Below are 14,408 nucleotides of genomic sequence, written 5' to 3' on the forward strand. Positions count from 1 at the left end.
GCGCGGGAGTAGACCGCGTCACTGCGACGGTCAATGCAGTTGTCCCGTGCAGTCGGCCTGGAGCTCGGCCGCGCCAGCTCGGCCCGCGGCCAGTCCGAGCTCGTTCTCAACGTCGAGCACGATGAAGTAGAGCATCGACTCGGTGAGTGCGCTACGGCCCGACTGAGGTTCCCAGCCTCCGTCATTCTCGTCGCCGGGAAGCCATCCGACCGAGTCGGGCAGGTCGGCGGACGTGCCCTCCTTCTCCCCGGCGAGGACGAGAGCGTAGTTGTAGATCCGCTGACCGATCCCGTCGGCGGCGAACTCGTGTGCCGTGTAGTACTCGGTGACTTCCGCCAGTCGCGGCGAGAAGAGGGAGCTCGCAATGTGAGCGGTGCAGGACACCGTCACACCCGTGTCGGTCGTGTACTCGACCGCGATGGGAACATCCAGCCGTGTCATCTGATCCGCCACGACCGCACCTGCCGTCAGCGCGCTCACCGCAACGACCGCTCCCGGAACAAACCACATAAGGCGGCGATTCCGACGTCTCGTTCGTGACCGCCCCCCAGCGTTCCGCGACTCCAGGACGAGCGCGTCAAGCGCCGCCTCTGTCGCGACCGAGGAAACGAACGCCGGGCTGCTGCCCGACAAGACCTCATCAACACTGCGCTTGCTCACGGCTACCCAATCCATCTGGCGACCGCGGAATCCCCGCTGTCACAGAAGAAATGCCCGGCAGTCCACGAAGTGTGACACGACGACCGAGAACCGCTTCCTCCAGAGCGTTCGCGACGTTCCGCGGAACTGCATCCAGGGCGTCACGCGCTCCGGGCGAGGATGCGGCGGGCGTGCACGAGCACGGGCTCGTCGATCATGCGCCCCTCGTAGCGGAACACGCCGCCCTGACCTTCCGCGGCCCGCAGCACACCCGCCGCCCACTCGGCCATCGCAGGATCGGGCCGGTAGGCGGCGCGGATCACCTCCGCCTGGGACGGGTGGATGCAGGCGGTGGCGGTGAAACCGGAGGCGGCCGCATCCTCGGCTTCAGCCCGGAGGCCGTCGGTGTCGGCGATGTCCAGATGCACCGCGTCGATCGCGGCCTTCCCCCGGGCGCGGGCGGCCAGCAGCACGCGAGAGCGGGCGTGACGGGCGATGTCGCGGTACTGCCCGCGTGCGTCGCGGCTGGACGTGCCGCCGAGGCTTGCGACGAGGTCTTCCGCGCCCCACATGAGGGCGACGACCCGATCGGATGCGGCGAGCTTGTCGGCCACAGCGACCCCGCGCGCCGTCTCGCACAGCGCGATGACGGAGAACCGCGCGTCGATCGCCCGCACCGACTTCGCCGATTCGGCCTTGGCGACCATGATCGTGCGGAAATCCGTCTGCGACAGGCTCGCCATGTCGGCCACGAATGCCGCCGTCCCCGGCGCCGAGACGCGCACGATGGTGCGGCCCGGGTCGAGCTCCGCCTCGATGACATGCCCGCGGGCGGCGGTCTTGTCCTCGGCTCCCACGGCGTCCTCGAGGTCGAGGATCACGGCGTCGGCGCGCTCGGCGGCCTTCGCGAACCGTTCAGGGCGGTCGGCGGGGCAGAACAGGAGGGCGGGCCCGAGGGCGAACTCGGTCACGGCCGGCCCTCTGCATCCTCGCGCCACAGCAGCACGGCGCGCGTGGCGCGCGCGACGACGGTGTCGTCCTGCGACCGCCCGGTGTGCCGCATCGTCACGATGCCCTGGCCCGGGCGCGACGCCGATGCGCGCGTGGCGAGGATCTCGGTGTCGGTGTAAAGGGTGTCGTCGGGAAACAGCGGCGCGGGGAAGGCGATGTCCTCCAGCCCCAGCTGGGCCACGAGCGTCCCCTGCGTCAGCTGCGCCACCGAGGCGCCGACCATCGTCGCGAGGGTCCACATGGAGTTCACCAGCGGACGTCCGAACGGCTGCGTGGCGGCGTAGGCGGCGTCCACGTGCAGGGCCTGCGGGTTGGCGGTGAGGGCGGAGAAGAGGATGTTGTCGGCCTGCGTCACCGTGCGCCCCGGGCGGTGGAGATATCGCGCTCCGACCTCGAACTCCTCGAACCAGAGGCCGCGCTGCACGATTCCGCTCACGTCCTCACGCTACCCGGTGAGCCCCAGCGCCCGGGAGATGACCAGGAGCTGCACCTCCGTCGTGCCCTCGCCGATCTCGAGGATCTTCGAGTCGCGGTAGTGACGGGCCACGGGGTATTCGTTCATGAAGCCGTTGCCCCCGAACACCTGGGTCGCGTCACGGGCGTTGTCCATGGCCGCCTCGCCGCTGACGAGCTTGGCGATCGCCGCCTCCTCCTTGAACGGCTCCCCCGCGTCACGCAGGCGCGCGGCGTGCAGCCACGCCAGCCGGGCGGTGTGCACGCGCGCGCGCATGCGGGCCAGGAGGAACTGGATGCTCTGTCGCGACGAGAGCCGCTCGCCGAACACCGTGCGGGTCTTGGCGTAGTCGACGGCGGCTTCGAGGCATCCCTCCGCCGCTCCGGTGGCGAGAGCGGCGATCGCGATGCGCCCCTCGTCGAGGATGTGCAGGAAGTTCGCGTAACCGCGACCGCGCGCACCCAGCAGGTTCCCCTCCGGCACGCGGGCGCCGTCGAAGGCGAGCGGATGCGTGTCGGATGCGTGCCAGCCCACCTTGTCGTACCCGGGCCCGACGACGAACCCCGGGGTGCCGTGCGGCACGATGATGGCGGAGATCTCGGGGCTCCCGGAGGCGGTGCGGCCGGTGACCGCGGTGACGGTGACGAATCGGGTGATCGCCGTGCCGGAGTTGGTGATGAACTGCTTCGCCCCGTCGATCACCCAGTGCCCGTCCTCCAGGCGTGCGGTCGTCCGGGTGGCTCCGGCATCGCTGCCGGCCTCGGGCTCGGTCAGGCCGAAGCCGGCCAGAGCACGCCCGGCGAGCAGATCCGGCAGCAGGTCGCTCCGCTGCGCGTCGGTGCCGAAGCGGAACACCGGCATCGCGCCCAGGCTGACCCCGGCCTCGAGGGTGATCGCGATGGACTGGTCCACACGCCCGAGCGCCTCGATCGCCAGGCACAGGGCGGTGTAGTCGCCGCCCTGCCCGCCGACGTCCTCGGGGAAGGGAAGGCCGAACAGCCCGAGCTCCCCCATCTGCGCGACGATGTCCAGCGGCAGGGTGGCGTCACGATCGGCCTCGTACGAACGCGGCGCGACGACCTCGTCAGCGAACGCGCGGACCATGCCGGCCAGTTCGCGCTCCTCGGTGCTGAGGCCGTGGGTCAGGGTGTCAGTGTGCATGGGAGGCCTCCTGAGCCTGGGGGTCGGAAGGGTCGTCGGCGGGCGTCTCGACGTCGGCGACGCGCTCCCCGCGCGCCACGGATGCCCCGATCGGGACGCGCAGTCGCGCCACCCCGTCGCGGGGGGCGGACAGGGCGTGCTCCATCTTCATCGCCTCGATCGTGAGCACTTTGTCGCCCGCTCGCACGCGATCGCCGTCGGCGACGTGGAGGGCGACCACGGTGCCGGGAAGAGGCGCCGTCAGGGCGGGGGCGACGTGGGCGGGATCGGCGGCCGCGCGGCGGCGGAGGGTCGCGTCCCGTCGCGACAGCGGCGCGACGGGTACGGTGGCGCCGCCCGCGTGCACCCACACGGTGCCGTCGGCGTCGCGGACTGTGACGGCGTCGGCGGCCGCGGCCTCGTCGGCGCTCACCTCGGCGACGCCGGCGGGGGTGTCGAACAGCGCGGCGACGGGCCGGCGCACGCCCCCGGCGCGCCAGCCGTCGCGCGCCTCCCACAACTCCCCCGCCGCGGGGCGCAGAACGTCGCGCGCGGCCGCCAGCACGGCGGGCGCGGGCGCCGCCGGCCGCGTCGGCGGCAGGCGATCCAGGAGCCCCGTGTCCAGGTCGCCGCGGATCACCCGCTCGTCGGCGAGGACGGTACGCAGGTACGCGATGTTCGTCTCCACGCCCAGCAGGACCGTATCGGCGAGGGCGGCGTCCAGGCGTGCCACGGCGGTCGCGCGGTCGGGAGCCGTGGCGATCACCTTCGCCACGAGAGGGTCGTAGTCCACGCCGACGACGCTGCCCGTCTCGATCGCGGAGTCGGTGCGGGCCGCCGGTGCGGGGCGCCAGTCCAGCACCGTGCCGGTGGCGGGAAGGAATCCGCGCTCGGGGCTCTCGGCGTACACGCGCGCCTCGATGGACCATCCGGTCAGGCGGACGTCGTCCTGGGTCAGGCCGAGCGGATGCCCCTGCGCGACGCGCACCTGCTGCTCCACGAGGTCGAGGCCGGTGACAGACTCGGTGACGGGGTGCTCCACCTGCAGGCGCGTGTTCATCTCCAGGAAGAAGAACTCCTCCGGGTTCTCCCCCGAGACGAGGAATTCCACCGTGCCGGCGCCGACGTAGTCCACGCTCGCCGCCGCCGCACAGGCCGCCTCGCCCAGGCGCGCGCGCAGGGCCGGCTCGACGATGGGCGAGGGAGCCTCCTCGATGACCTTCTGGTGACGGCGCTGCAGCGTGCACTCGCGCTCGCCGAGGTGCACGACGGCGCCGGCGGCATCGGCGAACACCTGCACCTCGATGTGCCGCGGCTCGGCGACGAAGCGCTCGATCAGCAGCGTGTCGTCGCCGAACGCGGCCGCCGCCACGCGTCGCGCCGTCGCCAGCGCCGCCGGCAGGTCTGCCGCATCCCGGACGACCTCCATGCCCTTCCCGCCGCCGCCGGCCGAGGGCTTCACGATCAGCGGGTAGCCGACCTCCGCCGCGCGATCGGCGACCTCAGCGTCGCTCATGCCTTCGGCGCCGAAACCGGGAACGATCGGCACGCCGGAGGCGGCGACGTGATCGCGCGCGCGGATCTTGTCGCCCATGATCTCGATCGCGCGCTCCCCCGGTCCGATGAAGACGACGCCGGCCTCCCGGCACGCGCGCGCGAACGCGGCGTTCTCGGAGAGGAACCCGTACCCGGGGTGGATCGCATCCGCCCCGGTCGCCCGGGCGGCGGTGAGGACGGCGTCGATATCGAGGTACGACTCGCGCGCGGGGGGTGGCCCGATCCGTACCGCGACATCGGCCTCGCGCACGTGCGGCTCCCCCGCGTCGGCGTCGCTGTACACCGCCACCGAGCGGATGCCGAGGCGGCGCAGGGTCCGGATGACCCGGCGGGCGATCTCCCCGCGGTTGGCCACGAGCACCGTGCCGAACCGTTCGATGGGCGCGGCGGAGGGAGGGGGCGTGGAGTCCATGGGGGTCACATCCGGAAGAGGCCGAAGCGGGGTTCGGGAAGGGGCGCGCGGGAGACGACGTCCAGGGCCAGGCCCACCACCGTGCGCGTGTCGGCGGGGTCGAGGATGCCGTCGTCCCACAGGCGAGCGGTGGCGTAGTACGGGTCGCCCTGCGCGTCGTAGCGCTCCTGGATCGGGGCGCGGAAGGCCTCCTCATCGTCGGCGGGCCACTCCTGACCGCGCGCGTCCAGCTGATCCCGCTTGACGGTGGCCAGCACGGCCGCGGCCTGCGCTCCGCCCATCACCGAGATGCGGCTGGCCGGCCACGTCCACAGGAATCGCGGGTCGTAGGCGCGCCCGCACATGGCGTAGTTGCCGGCCCCGAACGATCCGCCGATCACGACGGTGAGCTTCGGCACGCGCGTCGTCGCCACGGCGGTGACCATCTTGGCGCCGTCCTTCGCGATGCCCCCGGCCTCGGCATCCCGGCCGACCATGAAGCCGGAGATGTTCTGCAGGAACAGCAGCGGGATGCCGCGCTGATCGCACAGTTCGACGAAGTGCGCGGCCTTCAGCGCCGACTCGCTGAACAGCACGCCGTTGTTGGCGATGATCCCGACGGGGTGGCCGTGGATGCGGGCGAAGGCGGTGACGACGGTCGTGCCGTACTCCCGCTTGAACTCGTGCACGGATCCGGCGTCCACGAGGCGGTCCAGCACCGCGTGCACGTCGTACGGGCGACCGACCTCGACCGGGACGACGTCGTAAAGGGTCGCGGGATCCTCCGCCGGTGCCACGGATGCGGTCACCTCCCACGCGCGGCGGGCCGGCGGCGGGAGGGTCGCGACGATGTCGCGCACGATCTCGAGGGCATGATCGTCATCGTCGGCCAGGTGGTCCACGACGCCCGACCGGCGCGCGTGCACCTCCCCGCCGCCGAGCTCCTCGGCCGTGACCGTCTCGCCGATCGCGGCTTTCACCAGCGGCGGCCCGCCGAGGAAGATCGTGCCCTGACCGCGCACGATCACGGTCTCATCGCTCATGGCCGGGACGTACGCACCACCGGCCGTGCACGAGCCCATCACGGCTGCGATCTGCGGCACCCCCGCCGCCGACAGGCGCGCCTGGTTGCGGAAGATGCGGCCGAAGTGGTCGCGGTCGGGGAAGACCTCGTCCTGCATCGGCAGGTAGGCCCCGCCGGAGTCGACGAGGTAGATGCACGGCAGCCGGTTGTCGAAGGCGATCTCCTGCGCCCGCAGGTGCTTCTTCACCGTGAGCGGGAAGTACGCGCCGCCCTTGACGGTCGCATCGTTGGCGACCACCAGAACGAACCTCCCGTGGACGAGTCCGATCCCGGCCACCACGCCCGCGCCCGGGGCGTCGCCGCCGTACATCCCCTCGGCGGCCAGCGGTGCCACCTCCAGGAACGCGCTCCCCTCGTCCAGCAGCCGGTCGATGCGGTCACGCGCGAGCAGCTTTCCGCGGGCGACGTGGCGCTCGCGCGCGGTCTCGGGCCCCCCGAGAGCCGCCTCGGCCAGGCGTCGACGGAGCTGATCGGCCAGATCGGACTGGGTGGATGCGGTCGCCGTCTGCGTCATCGCAGCAGCATCGCACGGCCGGGCGCGCGCAGCACTCCCGCGACGTCCATGAGGAACCCGGCCGCCTCCGCGCCGTCGGCGAGGCGGTGGTCGAACGACAGGCTGAGGGTCACGACGTCCCGCAGCGCCACCGCACCCTCGTGCTCCCACGGCTGCCGCCGCACCGCGCCTACCGCGAGAATGCCCGCCTCCCCCGGGTTGAGGATGGGCACGCCCCCGTCGACGCCGAAGACACCCACATTGGTGATCGTGAAGGTGCCGCCGCTCAGCTGCGCGGGGGTGAGGGCGCCGGCCCGGGCCGTCGTGACGACCTCCGCGAGGGCGTCGGCGAGCCCGACGAGACTGAGCCCGTCGGCATCGGGCACGTTCGGCACGACGAGCCCGCGGTCGGTGGCCACCGCGACCCCGAGGTTGACGTACGAGGGCTGCACGATCTCGCCGGCGGCTTCGTCCCAGCGCGACCCCAGCACGGGCGTACGCCCGAGCGCCAGGCACACCGCCTTGGCCACGACGGCGAGGATCCCGATGCGGTGCCCCTGCAGTGCGCGGTCGCGCGCGAGCTCCTCGAGAAGTCGCTGCGTCTCGGTGACGTCGATCGTGACGAAGGTCGCCGCGTGCGGGGCCGTGAAGGCGCTGCGGACCATCGCGGCCGCGGTGTGCTTGCGCACCCCCCGGATCGGGATGCGGGTGACCCGCGGATCGCCGGCCGGTGCCGGACGGACCGCTGCCTCGACATCGGCGCGGGTGATCGGCCGCTCGCCCACCTCGAGGCTCTCCAGGTCGACCCCCAGCGTCTTGGCCAGGCGCCGCACCGGCGGGCTGGAGCGCGGGCGTTCGCGCTCGCCCTCGCGGCGCGGCGGCATCGACGGCGGGGATTCGACGGGCGCGCCTCGCCGGGCACGTCGCCGTGGACGGCCGGCGCGGTCCAGCGCGCCGTATCCCACGAGTGTCGCCTGCCGGGCAGCCGGCGGTTCGGGCTCGGGCTCGGCCTGCGGGGCGGGCGGGGTCGGCGGCGCAGCATCCGCACCGGCGAGGGTGAACGTCACCAGTGGTGCGCCCACCTCGATCGTGTCGCCGGCGGCGGCGTGCAGGCGCTGCACGGCACCGGCGAACGGCGACGGCAGCTCGACGACGGCCTTGGCGGTCTCGACTTCGGCGAGGGCCTGGTTCAGTGCGACGGCTTCGCCCTCGGCGACGAGCCACTGCACCAGTTCGGCGTCGGTGAGACCCTCACCGAGGTCGGGCAGGCGGAATTCCTGGATCATTGCGACGCTCCTGCCATGGTGTGCGGACGGTCCATGACACGGTCGACCGCGGCGAGGATGCGGTCGAGGTCGGGGAGGTGGTGGCCTTCGAGCTTGGCGGGCGGGTAGGGGATGTCGTGCCCGGTCACCCGCTGGGGCGCCGCCTCGAGGTACTCGAAGCAGCGCTCGGCGATGCTGGCCACGATCTCTGCCCCGACGCCCGCTTCGCGCGCCGCCTCATGAGTCACGACGGCGCGGCCGGTCTTGCGCACCGACGCGGTGACGGTGCGGTAGTCCACGGGCGAGATCGAGCGCAGATCGACCACCTCGATCGAGACCCCCTCTTCCTCCGCCGCCACGGCGGCGTCCAGGGCGACCGGCACCTGCGCGCCGTAGGTGACGAGGGTCACGTCCGTGCCCTCGCGGACCACGCGGGCCAGGCCCATCGGCGGCTCGTCGGCCAGATCGAGGTCGGTGTCCACCTCGCCCTTGGAGTGGTAGAGGCGCTTGGGCTCGAAGAACACCACGGGGTCGTCGCTGGCGATCGCCTGCCGCAGCAGGACGTAGGCCTCGCGCGGATCGGATGCCGCGATGACCCGCAGCCCGGCGGTGTGCACGAAGTAGGCCTCGGGCGATTCGGAGTGATGCTCGGCTGCACCGATGCCCCCGCCCCACGGGATGCGGATGGTCAGCGGCATCCGCACCGCCCCGCCCGTGCGGTAGTGGAGCTTGGCGACCTGGCACACGATCTGGTCGAAGGCCGGGTAGACGAACCCGTCGAACTGGATCTCGACCACCGGTCGGTACCCCCGGTAGGCCAGGCCCACGGCGGTGCCCATGATGCCCGACTCCGCCAGCGGCGTGTCGATCACGCGAGCGGCGCCGAACTGATCGAGCAGCCCGTCGGTGACCCGGAAGACACCGCCCAGCTTTCCGATGTCCTCGCCCAGGAGCACCACGCGGGCGTCGTCGGTCATGGCGGCGCGCAGGCCCGCGTTGACGGCGCGGGCGAGGGTCAGAGTGCTCATGCGCTCTCCTCCGTCTCGGCGAAGCCGGCGAGGTACGCGGCATATTCGCGCCGCTCCTCCGCGAGGCCCGAATGCGGCTCGGCGTACACGTCGTCGAGCACCTCGACACCGGGGCGGGTCTGTGCCCCGATGCACGCGGCGCGGACGGCGGCGGCCAGCATGTCGGCGGCGGCGGCCACCTCGGCCACGGCGTCGTCGTCCAGCAGACCCTGCGTGCGCAGGTAGGTCTCGAACCGGGTGATCGGGTCGCGGCGCTCCCAGCGCTCCACCTCGGCGGCGTCGCGGTACCGCGTGGGGTCGTCGGCGGTGGTGTGCGGGCCCATCCGGTACGTCACCGCCTCCAGGAACGTGGGTCCCTCGCCGCGGCGCGCACGCTCGCGCGCCCACCGCATCGCGGCGTAGCAGGCCAGCACGTCGTTGCCGTCGACCCGCAGGCTGGGGATGCCGAATCCCGGAGCGCGCGCGGCCAGCGGAACGCGGGACTGCACGTCGACGGGCTCGGAGATCGCCCACTGGTTGTTCGAGCACACGAACACCACGGGAGCCTGGTACGACGCGGAGAACACCAGCGCCTCGTTGACGTCGCCCTGGCTGGTCGCGCCGTCGCCGAAGTACGCCACCGCGATCTCGTCGGCGCCATCGCGCTGGATGCCCATCGCGTACCCGGTCGCGTGCAGCGCGTGGGCGCCGATGATCACCTGCATGGGCGCCATCCGCAGCCGCCGGGTGTCGTAGGCGGTGTGGCTCTCGCCGCGCCAGGCCAGGACGAACTCCTCGGGACGCGCGCCGCGGGCCAGCACGACGCCGGTCTCGCGGTAGCTGGGGAAGATCATGTCGACCGCGGCCAGTGCGTGCGTCGTGCCGATCTGCACGGCCTCCTGACCGCGGCACGGCGGCCACAGGCCCAGCTGGCCCTGCCGCTGCAGCGCGAAGCCCTCCGCATCCACGCGGCGGGTCAGGACCATGTCCCGGTACAGCGCGCGCAGCAGGGCGGGATCGGGCGAGCCCAGCCACGGATCCAGCGTGGCGTCGGGGACGCGCTCGCCGTCGGGGGTGAGCACGCGCGCGGCGTCGTCCACGCTCAGCGCGAGATCGGGGACAGGAGCAGGGGTGAGCATCGTCGTCTTCCCTCCAGGTGGGCCCTGCCGCCTTCGTGGGGCTGCAGAGCGTCCGGTGGCGGCAGCGTCGCCGACACCGCGACCATACGTCCGGGGCGCACCTAGCTCAAGCATCTTCCACGCGGTTGAGCACGATGCTTCATCCAGGGCGGGACAGCCTGCTAGGGTTGCGCACCATGTCACGCTTGGATGCTGTCGACCTCGACCTCCTGCGCGCGCTCGCCGACGACCCGCGCGCCACGGTCGTGGCGCTGGCCGAGCGCCTCGGGCTCTCCCGGAACACCGTGCAGGCGCGCATGACCCGGCTCGAGCGCGCCGAGGTCGTGCTGTCGTTCGAGCGGTCGCTGTCGCCGGCGGCCCTGGGATTCCCCATCGAGGCGTTCATCCACATCACGGTGCGTCAGGCCGCGCTCCCCCGCATCGTCGGCGACCTCGAACGCATCCCCGAAGTGCTGCAGGCCCACGGCATGAGCGGTCAGATCGATCTGGTCGCACGGGTGGCCTGCCGCGACACGCGACACCTCTTCGACGTCGACGCCCGCATCCTCGCCGTGGAGGGGGTCGAACGCACCGAGACCTCACTCGTGATGGGCGAGGTCATCCCCTACCGCGTCGTGCCCCTCATGGAGCTGGCACGGCCCGAGCGATAGCGACCTCCCCCTTCGGCACGGCTGCGCGGTCGGCACGCACGAGGACCACGCCGGCCAGGATGAGGACGCCGCCCACGCCCTGCACGGGGGCGGGCGCCTCGCCCAGCAGCAGCCAGCCGAACAGCATCGCGAAGAGAACTTCGGTCAGTCCCACGAAGGACGCCAGGCGCGCCCCGATCCGCGGGACGGCCAGGACGCCGAGGCCGTACCCGAGCGCGGTGGCCACGAGCACGACCCACGCGACGGAGACGAACCACGGCACGGCGGCACCGAGGAGGTCGGTGCTCGCCGCCGGCGCGACGAAGGGCAGCACACCGCTGGCGCACAGGACCGCCATGAGTGCGGCACCCACCGCCAATCCGCCGGCCGCGAGGACCAGCGGCGGCATCGTGTCGCTCGTGCGCTCGGCGATGACGAAGTACGCCGCCATGCACACCGCGGCCCCGAGTGCGAGCGCGACCCCCCACGGGTCGAAGGCCGCGCCGGTGACATCGACCACCAGCCCCAGGCCCACGATCGCCAGGGCGGTGCCGGCGAGGACGACCGCAGAGGGACGACGACGCGTGCGCATCCAGACCCACGCCACGAGCATCACCGGCGCGGTGTACTGCACCAGGAGAGCGATGGCCACCGGCATGCGCTGCATGGCGGAGAAATAGAACAGCTGACATCCCGCGACACCGGTGAGACCGAACCCCACCATCAGAAGACCGTGACGGCGCAGGATGCCGGGGTCGCGGGCGATCGCGCGGATGAGCCACGGCGACAGCAGCAGCGCCGCTCCGCCCATCCGGAGCAGGAGCGCAGCACCGACCGACCAGCCCGCCTCCAGGAGCGGCTTCATGACCGGCCCGCTGGAGGCGAACGAGACCGCCGAGGCCAGGCCGATGACCACACCGAGGGTGCGCGCCCGCGCGAGGTCCGCTGTTCCGGGGATGGAGGTCATGACGACACCTGTCAGGAGTGAAAGTATGTACGCTAGTGACACGCCACCCTACGCCGTCACACCGTCAGGAGTCAACGTGGTATTCATCCATGACACCCGCGTCGCGCTCGCCGCCGCCGTGGATCTCGTCAACACGCTTCCGGAGGCCTCGTCGGAGGGATCGGACGCGTTCACGACGCCGGCGGACCTGGAGGCGTTCCTCACCGGCAACTCCTACACGGGACGCATGGACCGGAACGCCGAGGAGCTCGCGGCCCTCCGCAGCATCCGCCCGCGCCTGTACGAGCTGTGGACCGTGGGACGGGACGCGGCCGTGCCGCTGGTCAACCGCATGCTCGCCGACGGCCGGGCCCTCCCCCAGCTCGTGACGCACGAGGGATTCCCCGAGTGGCACATCCACGCCACCGACGACGATGCGCCGATCGCCACCCGCATCCTCGTGGAGACGGCCATGGCGTTCGTCGACGTCATCCGCGCCGACGAGTACGACCGCATCCGGCTGTGCGGGGCCGACGACTGCGCGTCGGTGTACGTGGACTACTCCCGCAACGGATCCAAGCGCTACTGCGACACCGGCAACTGCGGCAACCGCATGAACGTCAACGCGTACCGGCGCCGGAAGGCGAGAGAAAGCGCGTGACCGCGCCGGCCGCGGCCGCCGGCGTCTCGTAGTGGATGAGGTGTCCCACATCGGCGATCTCCACGAGCTCCGCGCGGGGGAAGACCGTCGCCAGGCGCCGCTCTGCCTCGATCGGAGTGATGTCGTCGCGGACGGCGGCGACCAGGAGCACCGGCTGCGTGATGCGGGCGGCGTAGCCGCTGACGTCGTGCGAGACGGATGCCACGAACGCGTCGTGCAGCACGTCACGGTCGGAGAACCGTGAGAAGTACGCGTCATGCTGCTCGTGGACGAAGCGGCGCAGCCCCGGCTCCTTGGTCTTGACCATCGCCAGGCTCATGACGCGCACGATCACGCGGTTGCGCAGGAGCGCTTCGCCGACGCGGCGGGGCAGGTGCGCGCCGGCCCAGTAGTAGAACACCGCCAGGCGCGTGAGGATCCCGCGCGGGCCCTCCAGCGCGGGGGCGCCGATGGGGTTCACGAGCACGAGGGCGGGCGTCTCGAGCCCCTCCGCCACGGCCGCCGCCGACACGATCGAGCCGAACGAATGGCCCAGCACGACCGCCCCCGGCGCCACGGCGGCTGCGAACGCCGTGAGCCATTCGGTGTACAGCGTCAGGTCGTGCGCGCGGCCGGGGACGGGGGCGGTCTCACCGAATCCCGGGAGGTCGGGCGAGATGACCCGCACACCGGGAAGGTGGGCGATGACGGGTTCGAGTCCGTGGTGATCGCCGCGGAAGCCGTGCACGGCGACCACGGTGGTCGCCGCATCCGCCTCGCCGTAGACCCAGTACGCCGTCGTGCCGCCCAGCACCTCGGTCTCGCGCCGCTCGACGGCGACGCGGGAGAGCAGGTCGGCATACGGGTTGGGCATGCTTCGAGTCTAGAAGGGTGCGCCTCCGGTCCGATGTCGGATGCCGCGCATACCGTGTCGGGTATGCACCGCGCGGCACGCCCCGATCAGCTCCCGCTGTTCCAGGCGCCCGAGTGGACGCGCGTCATCGGCGTCTTCGACCTGGAGACGACCGGCGTCGACGTCACGCGCGATCGGATCGTCACGGCCCACGTGGGCGTGCTCGACGCCGACGGAGCCGTGCTCACGGCACGCGACTGGCTCGCCGACCCCGGCGTGCCGATCCCCGACGGCGCCGCCGCCATCCACGGCATCTCCACCGAGCACGCCCGCGCGCACGGGCGGGATGCGGCCACCGTCGTCGCCGAGGTGGTCGACGCGCTCGCGGGCATCTTCGCGGCGGGGATCCCGGTCGTGGCGTACAACGCGCCCTACGACTTCTCGCTGCTCAAGCACGAGGCCCTCCGCCACGGCGTCGCACCCCTGGAGTCGCCCTCCCCCGTCATCGACCCGCTCGTGGTCGACAAGCGCTGCGACCGCTACCGCCGCGGCAAGCGCACGCTCTCGGTGGTGGCGCAGCACTACGCCGTGCGGCTGGACGGCGCGCACGAGGCATCCGCCGACGCCGTCGCCGCCGGACGCGTGGCCCTCGCCCTCGCCGACCGGTATGCGGCGTGGCTGCCACCGACCCTCGACGAACTGCACACGCGGCAGATCGGGTGGGCGCGGTCGCAGGCGGAGAGCCTCACGGAGTACTTCGTGCAGATCGGGCGGCTCGACCCCGACGACTCCGTCGACGGTCGCTGGCCCATCCGCTGAGCGGCGCCTCGGGAACGCCGAAGGCCCCGCCGGAGCGGGGCCTTCGGGAAGAACGGAACGGTTCAGCGACCGCCGAAGTTCTTGAAGCGCTGGTTGAACTTCTCGACGCGACCGGCGGAGTCCATGATGCGCTGCTTGCCCGTGTAGAACGGGTGCGAGGCGGACGAGATCTCCACGTCGATGACGGGGTACTCGGTGCCGTCGAGCTCGATGGTCTTGTCGCTGGTCACGGTCGAACGGGTGAGAAAGGTCTCACCCGAGCCGAGGTCGCGGAAAACGACGGCGCGGTACTCGGGGTGGATGTCAGTCTTCATGCGTGATCCTCGTTGTGGACGAGGCCC

Annotated in this window: 15 protein-coding genes; 3 read left to right on the top strand and 12 right to left on the bottom strand. The window is 72.2% G+C overall.

Going from position 1 to position 14,408, the window contains the following annotated elements:
• Positions 1–30 precede the first annotated feature (30 nt).
• From E4V99_RS15505 to pdhA, 9 genes are all read right to left on the bottom strand, one after another.
• Complete coding sequence (locus E4V99_RS15505; RefSeq protein WP_135065908.1) at positions 31–480, bottom strand: hypothetical protein; 450 nt, start codon at positions 478–480, stop codon at positions 31–33.
• A gap of 320 nt (positions 481–800) precedes the next feature.
• Positions 801–1,610: a CoA ester lyase gene (locus E4V99_RS15510; RefSeq protein WP_135065905.1), complete on the bottom strand. Its 810-nt coding sequence runs from the start codon at positions 1,608–1,610 to the stop codon at positions 801–803.
• Complete coding sequence (locus E4V99_RS15515) at positions 1,607–2,086, bottom strand: MaoC family dehydratase (protein ID WP_135065902.1); 480 nt, start codon at positions 2,084–2,086, stop codon at positions 1,607–1,609. Before E4V99_RS15515 ends, E4V99_RS15510 begins: the two co-directional genes overlap by 4 nt.
• Positions 2,087–2,095: 9 nt before the next feature.
• The gene (locus E4V99_RS15520) at positions 2,096–3,265 is read right to left on the bottom strand and encodes an acyl-CoA dehydrogenase family protein (RefSeq protein WP_135117785.1); all 1,170 of its coding nucleotides are present in this window, start codon (positions 3,263–3,265) and stop codon (positions 2,096–2,098) included.
• Positions 3,255–5,213, bottom strand: coding sequence for a biotin carboxylase N-terminal domain-containing protein (locus E4V99_RS15525; RefSeq protein ID WP_135117786.1), 1,959 nt, complete (start codon positions 5,211–5,213; stop codon positions 3,255–3,257). The genes E4V99_RS15520 and E4V99_RS15525 overlap by 11 nt, the downstream gene beginning before the upstream one ends.
• Before the next feature lie 5 nt (positions 5,214–5,218).
• Positions 5,219–6,790, bottom strand: a complete 1,572-nt coding sequence (locus E4V99_RS15530) for a carboxyl transferase domain-containing protein (protein WP_135117787.1) — start codon at positions 6,788–6,790, stop codon at positions 5,219–5,221.
• Entirely contained in the window at positions 6,787–8,055 is a 1,269-nt protein-coding gene (locus E4V99_RS15535) for a dihydrolipoamide acetyltransferase family protein (protein WP_135065890.1), read from the bottom strand. The genes E4V99_RS15530 and E4V99_RS15535 overlap by 4 nt, the downstream gene beginning before the upstream one ends.
• Positions 8,052–9,062, bottom strand: coding sequence for an alpha-ketoacid dehydrogenase subunit beta (locus E4V99_RS15540; RefSeq protein ID WP_135065887.1), 1,011 nt, complete (start codon positions 9,060–9,062; stop codon positions 8,052–8,054). The genes E4V99_RS15535 and E4V99_RS15540 overlap by 4 nt, the downstream gene beginning before the upstream one ends.
• A complete protein-coding gene (gene pdhA, locus E4V99_RS15545; protein ID WP_135117788.1) occupies positions 9,059–10,180 on the bottom strand; it encodes a pyruvate dehydrogenase (acetyl-transferring) E1 component subunit alpha in 1,122 nt (373 codons plus the stop codon). Before pdhA ends, E4V99_RS15540 begins: the two co-directional genes overlap by 4 nt.
• Positions 10,181–10,356: 176 nt before the next feature.
• Here pdhA and E4V99_RS15550 point away from each other — a divergent pair, with 176 nt between their 5' ends.
• A complete protein-coding gene (locus E4V99_RS15550; RefSeq protein WP_135065884.1) occupies positions 10,357–10,830 on the top strand; it encodes an Lrp/AsnC family transcriptional regulator in 474 nt (157 codons plus the stop codon).
• On the opposite strand, the gene E4V99_RS15555 is transcribed toward E4V99_RS15550, so the two are convergent.
• Positions 10,802–11,776 carry a DMT family transporter gene (locus tag E4V99_RS15555; RefSeq protein WP_135065881.1) on the bottom strand — a complete coding sequence of 325 codons (975 nt, stop codon included), beginning with the start codon at positions 11,774–11,776 and terminating at the stop codon, positions 10,802–10,804. The genes E4V99_RS15550 and E4V99_RS15555 overlap by 29 nt on opposite strands.
• 76 nt (positions 11,777–11,852) lie before the next feature.
• Here E4V99_RS15555 and E4V99_RS15560 point away from each other — a divergent pair, with 76 nt between their 5' ends.
• Positions 11,853–12,416, top strand: coding sequence for a CGNR zinc finger domain-containing protein (locus tag E4V99_RS15560; RefSeq protein ID WP_135117789.1), 564 nt, complete (start codon positions 11,853–11,855; stop codon positions 12,414–12,416).
• Here the strand turns inward: E4V99_RS15560 and E4V99_RS15565 are convergent.
• Complete coding sequence (locus tag E4V99_RS15565) at positions 12,376–13,269, bottom strand: alpha/beta hydrolase (RefSeq protein ID WP_135065875.1); 894 nt, start codon at positions 13,267–13,269, stop codon at positions 12,376–12,378. The two genes, E4V99_RS15560 and E4V99_RS15565, sit on opposite strands and share 41 nt — an antisense overlap.
• 63 nt (positions 13,270–13,332) lie before the next feature.
• Between E4V99_RS15565 and E4V99_RS15570 the strand changes: the two genes are divergently transcribed.
• Positions 13,333–14,067 carry a 3'-5' exonuclease gene (locus tag E4V99_RS15570; protein WP_240742866.1) on the top strand — a complete coding sequence of 245 codons (735 nt, stop codon included), beginning with the start codon at positions 13,333–13,335 and terminating at the stop codon, positions 14,065–14,067.
• Between the two features lie 62 nt (positions 14,068–14,129).
• Here the strand turns inward: E4V99_RS15570 and E4V99_RS15575 are convergent, their stop codons facing one another.
• Positions 14,130–14,381: a type B 50S ribosomal protein L31 gene (locus tag E4V99_RS15575; protein ID WP_135065871.1), complete on the bottom strand. Its 252-nt coding sequence runs from the start codon at positions 14,379–14,381 to the stop codon at positions 14,130–14,132.
• Positions 14,382–14,408 lie beyond the last annotated feature (27 nt).

Origin of the sequence: Microbacterium sp. dk485 (genome assembly GCF_004570445.1) — a bacterium.
Classification (GTDB): Bacteria; Actinomycetota; Actinomycetes; order Actinomycetales; family Microbacteriaceae; genus Microbacterium; species Microbacterium wangchenii.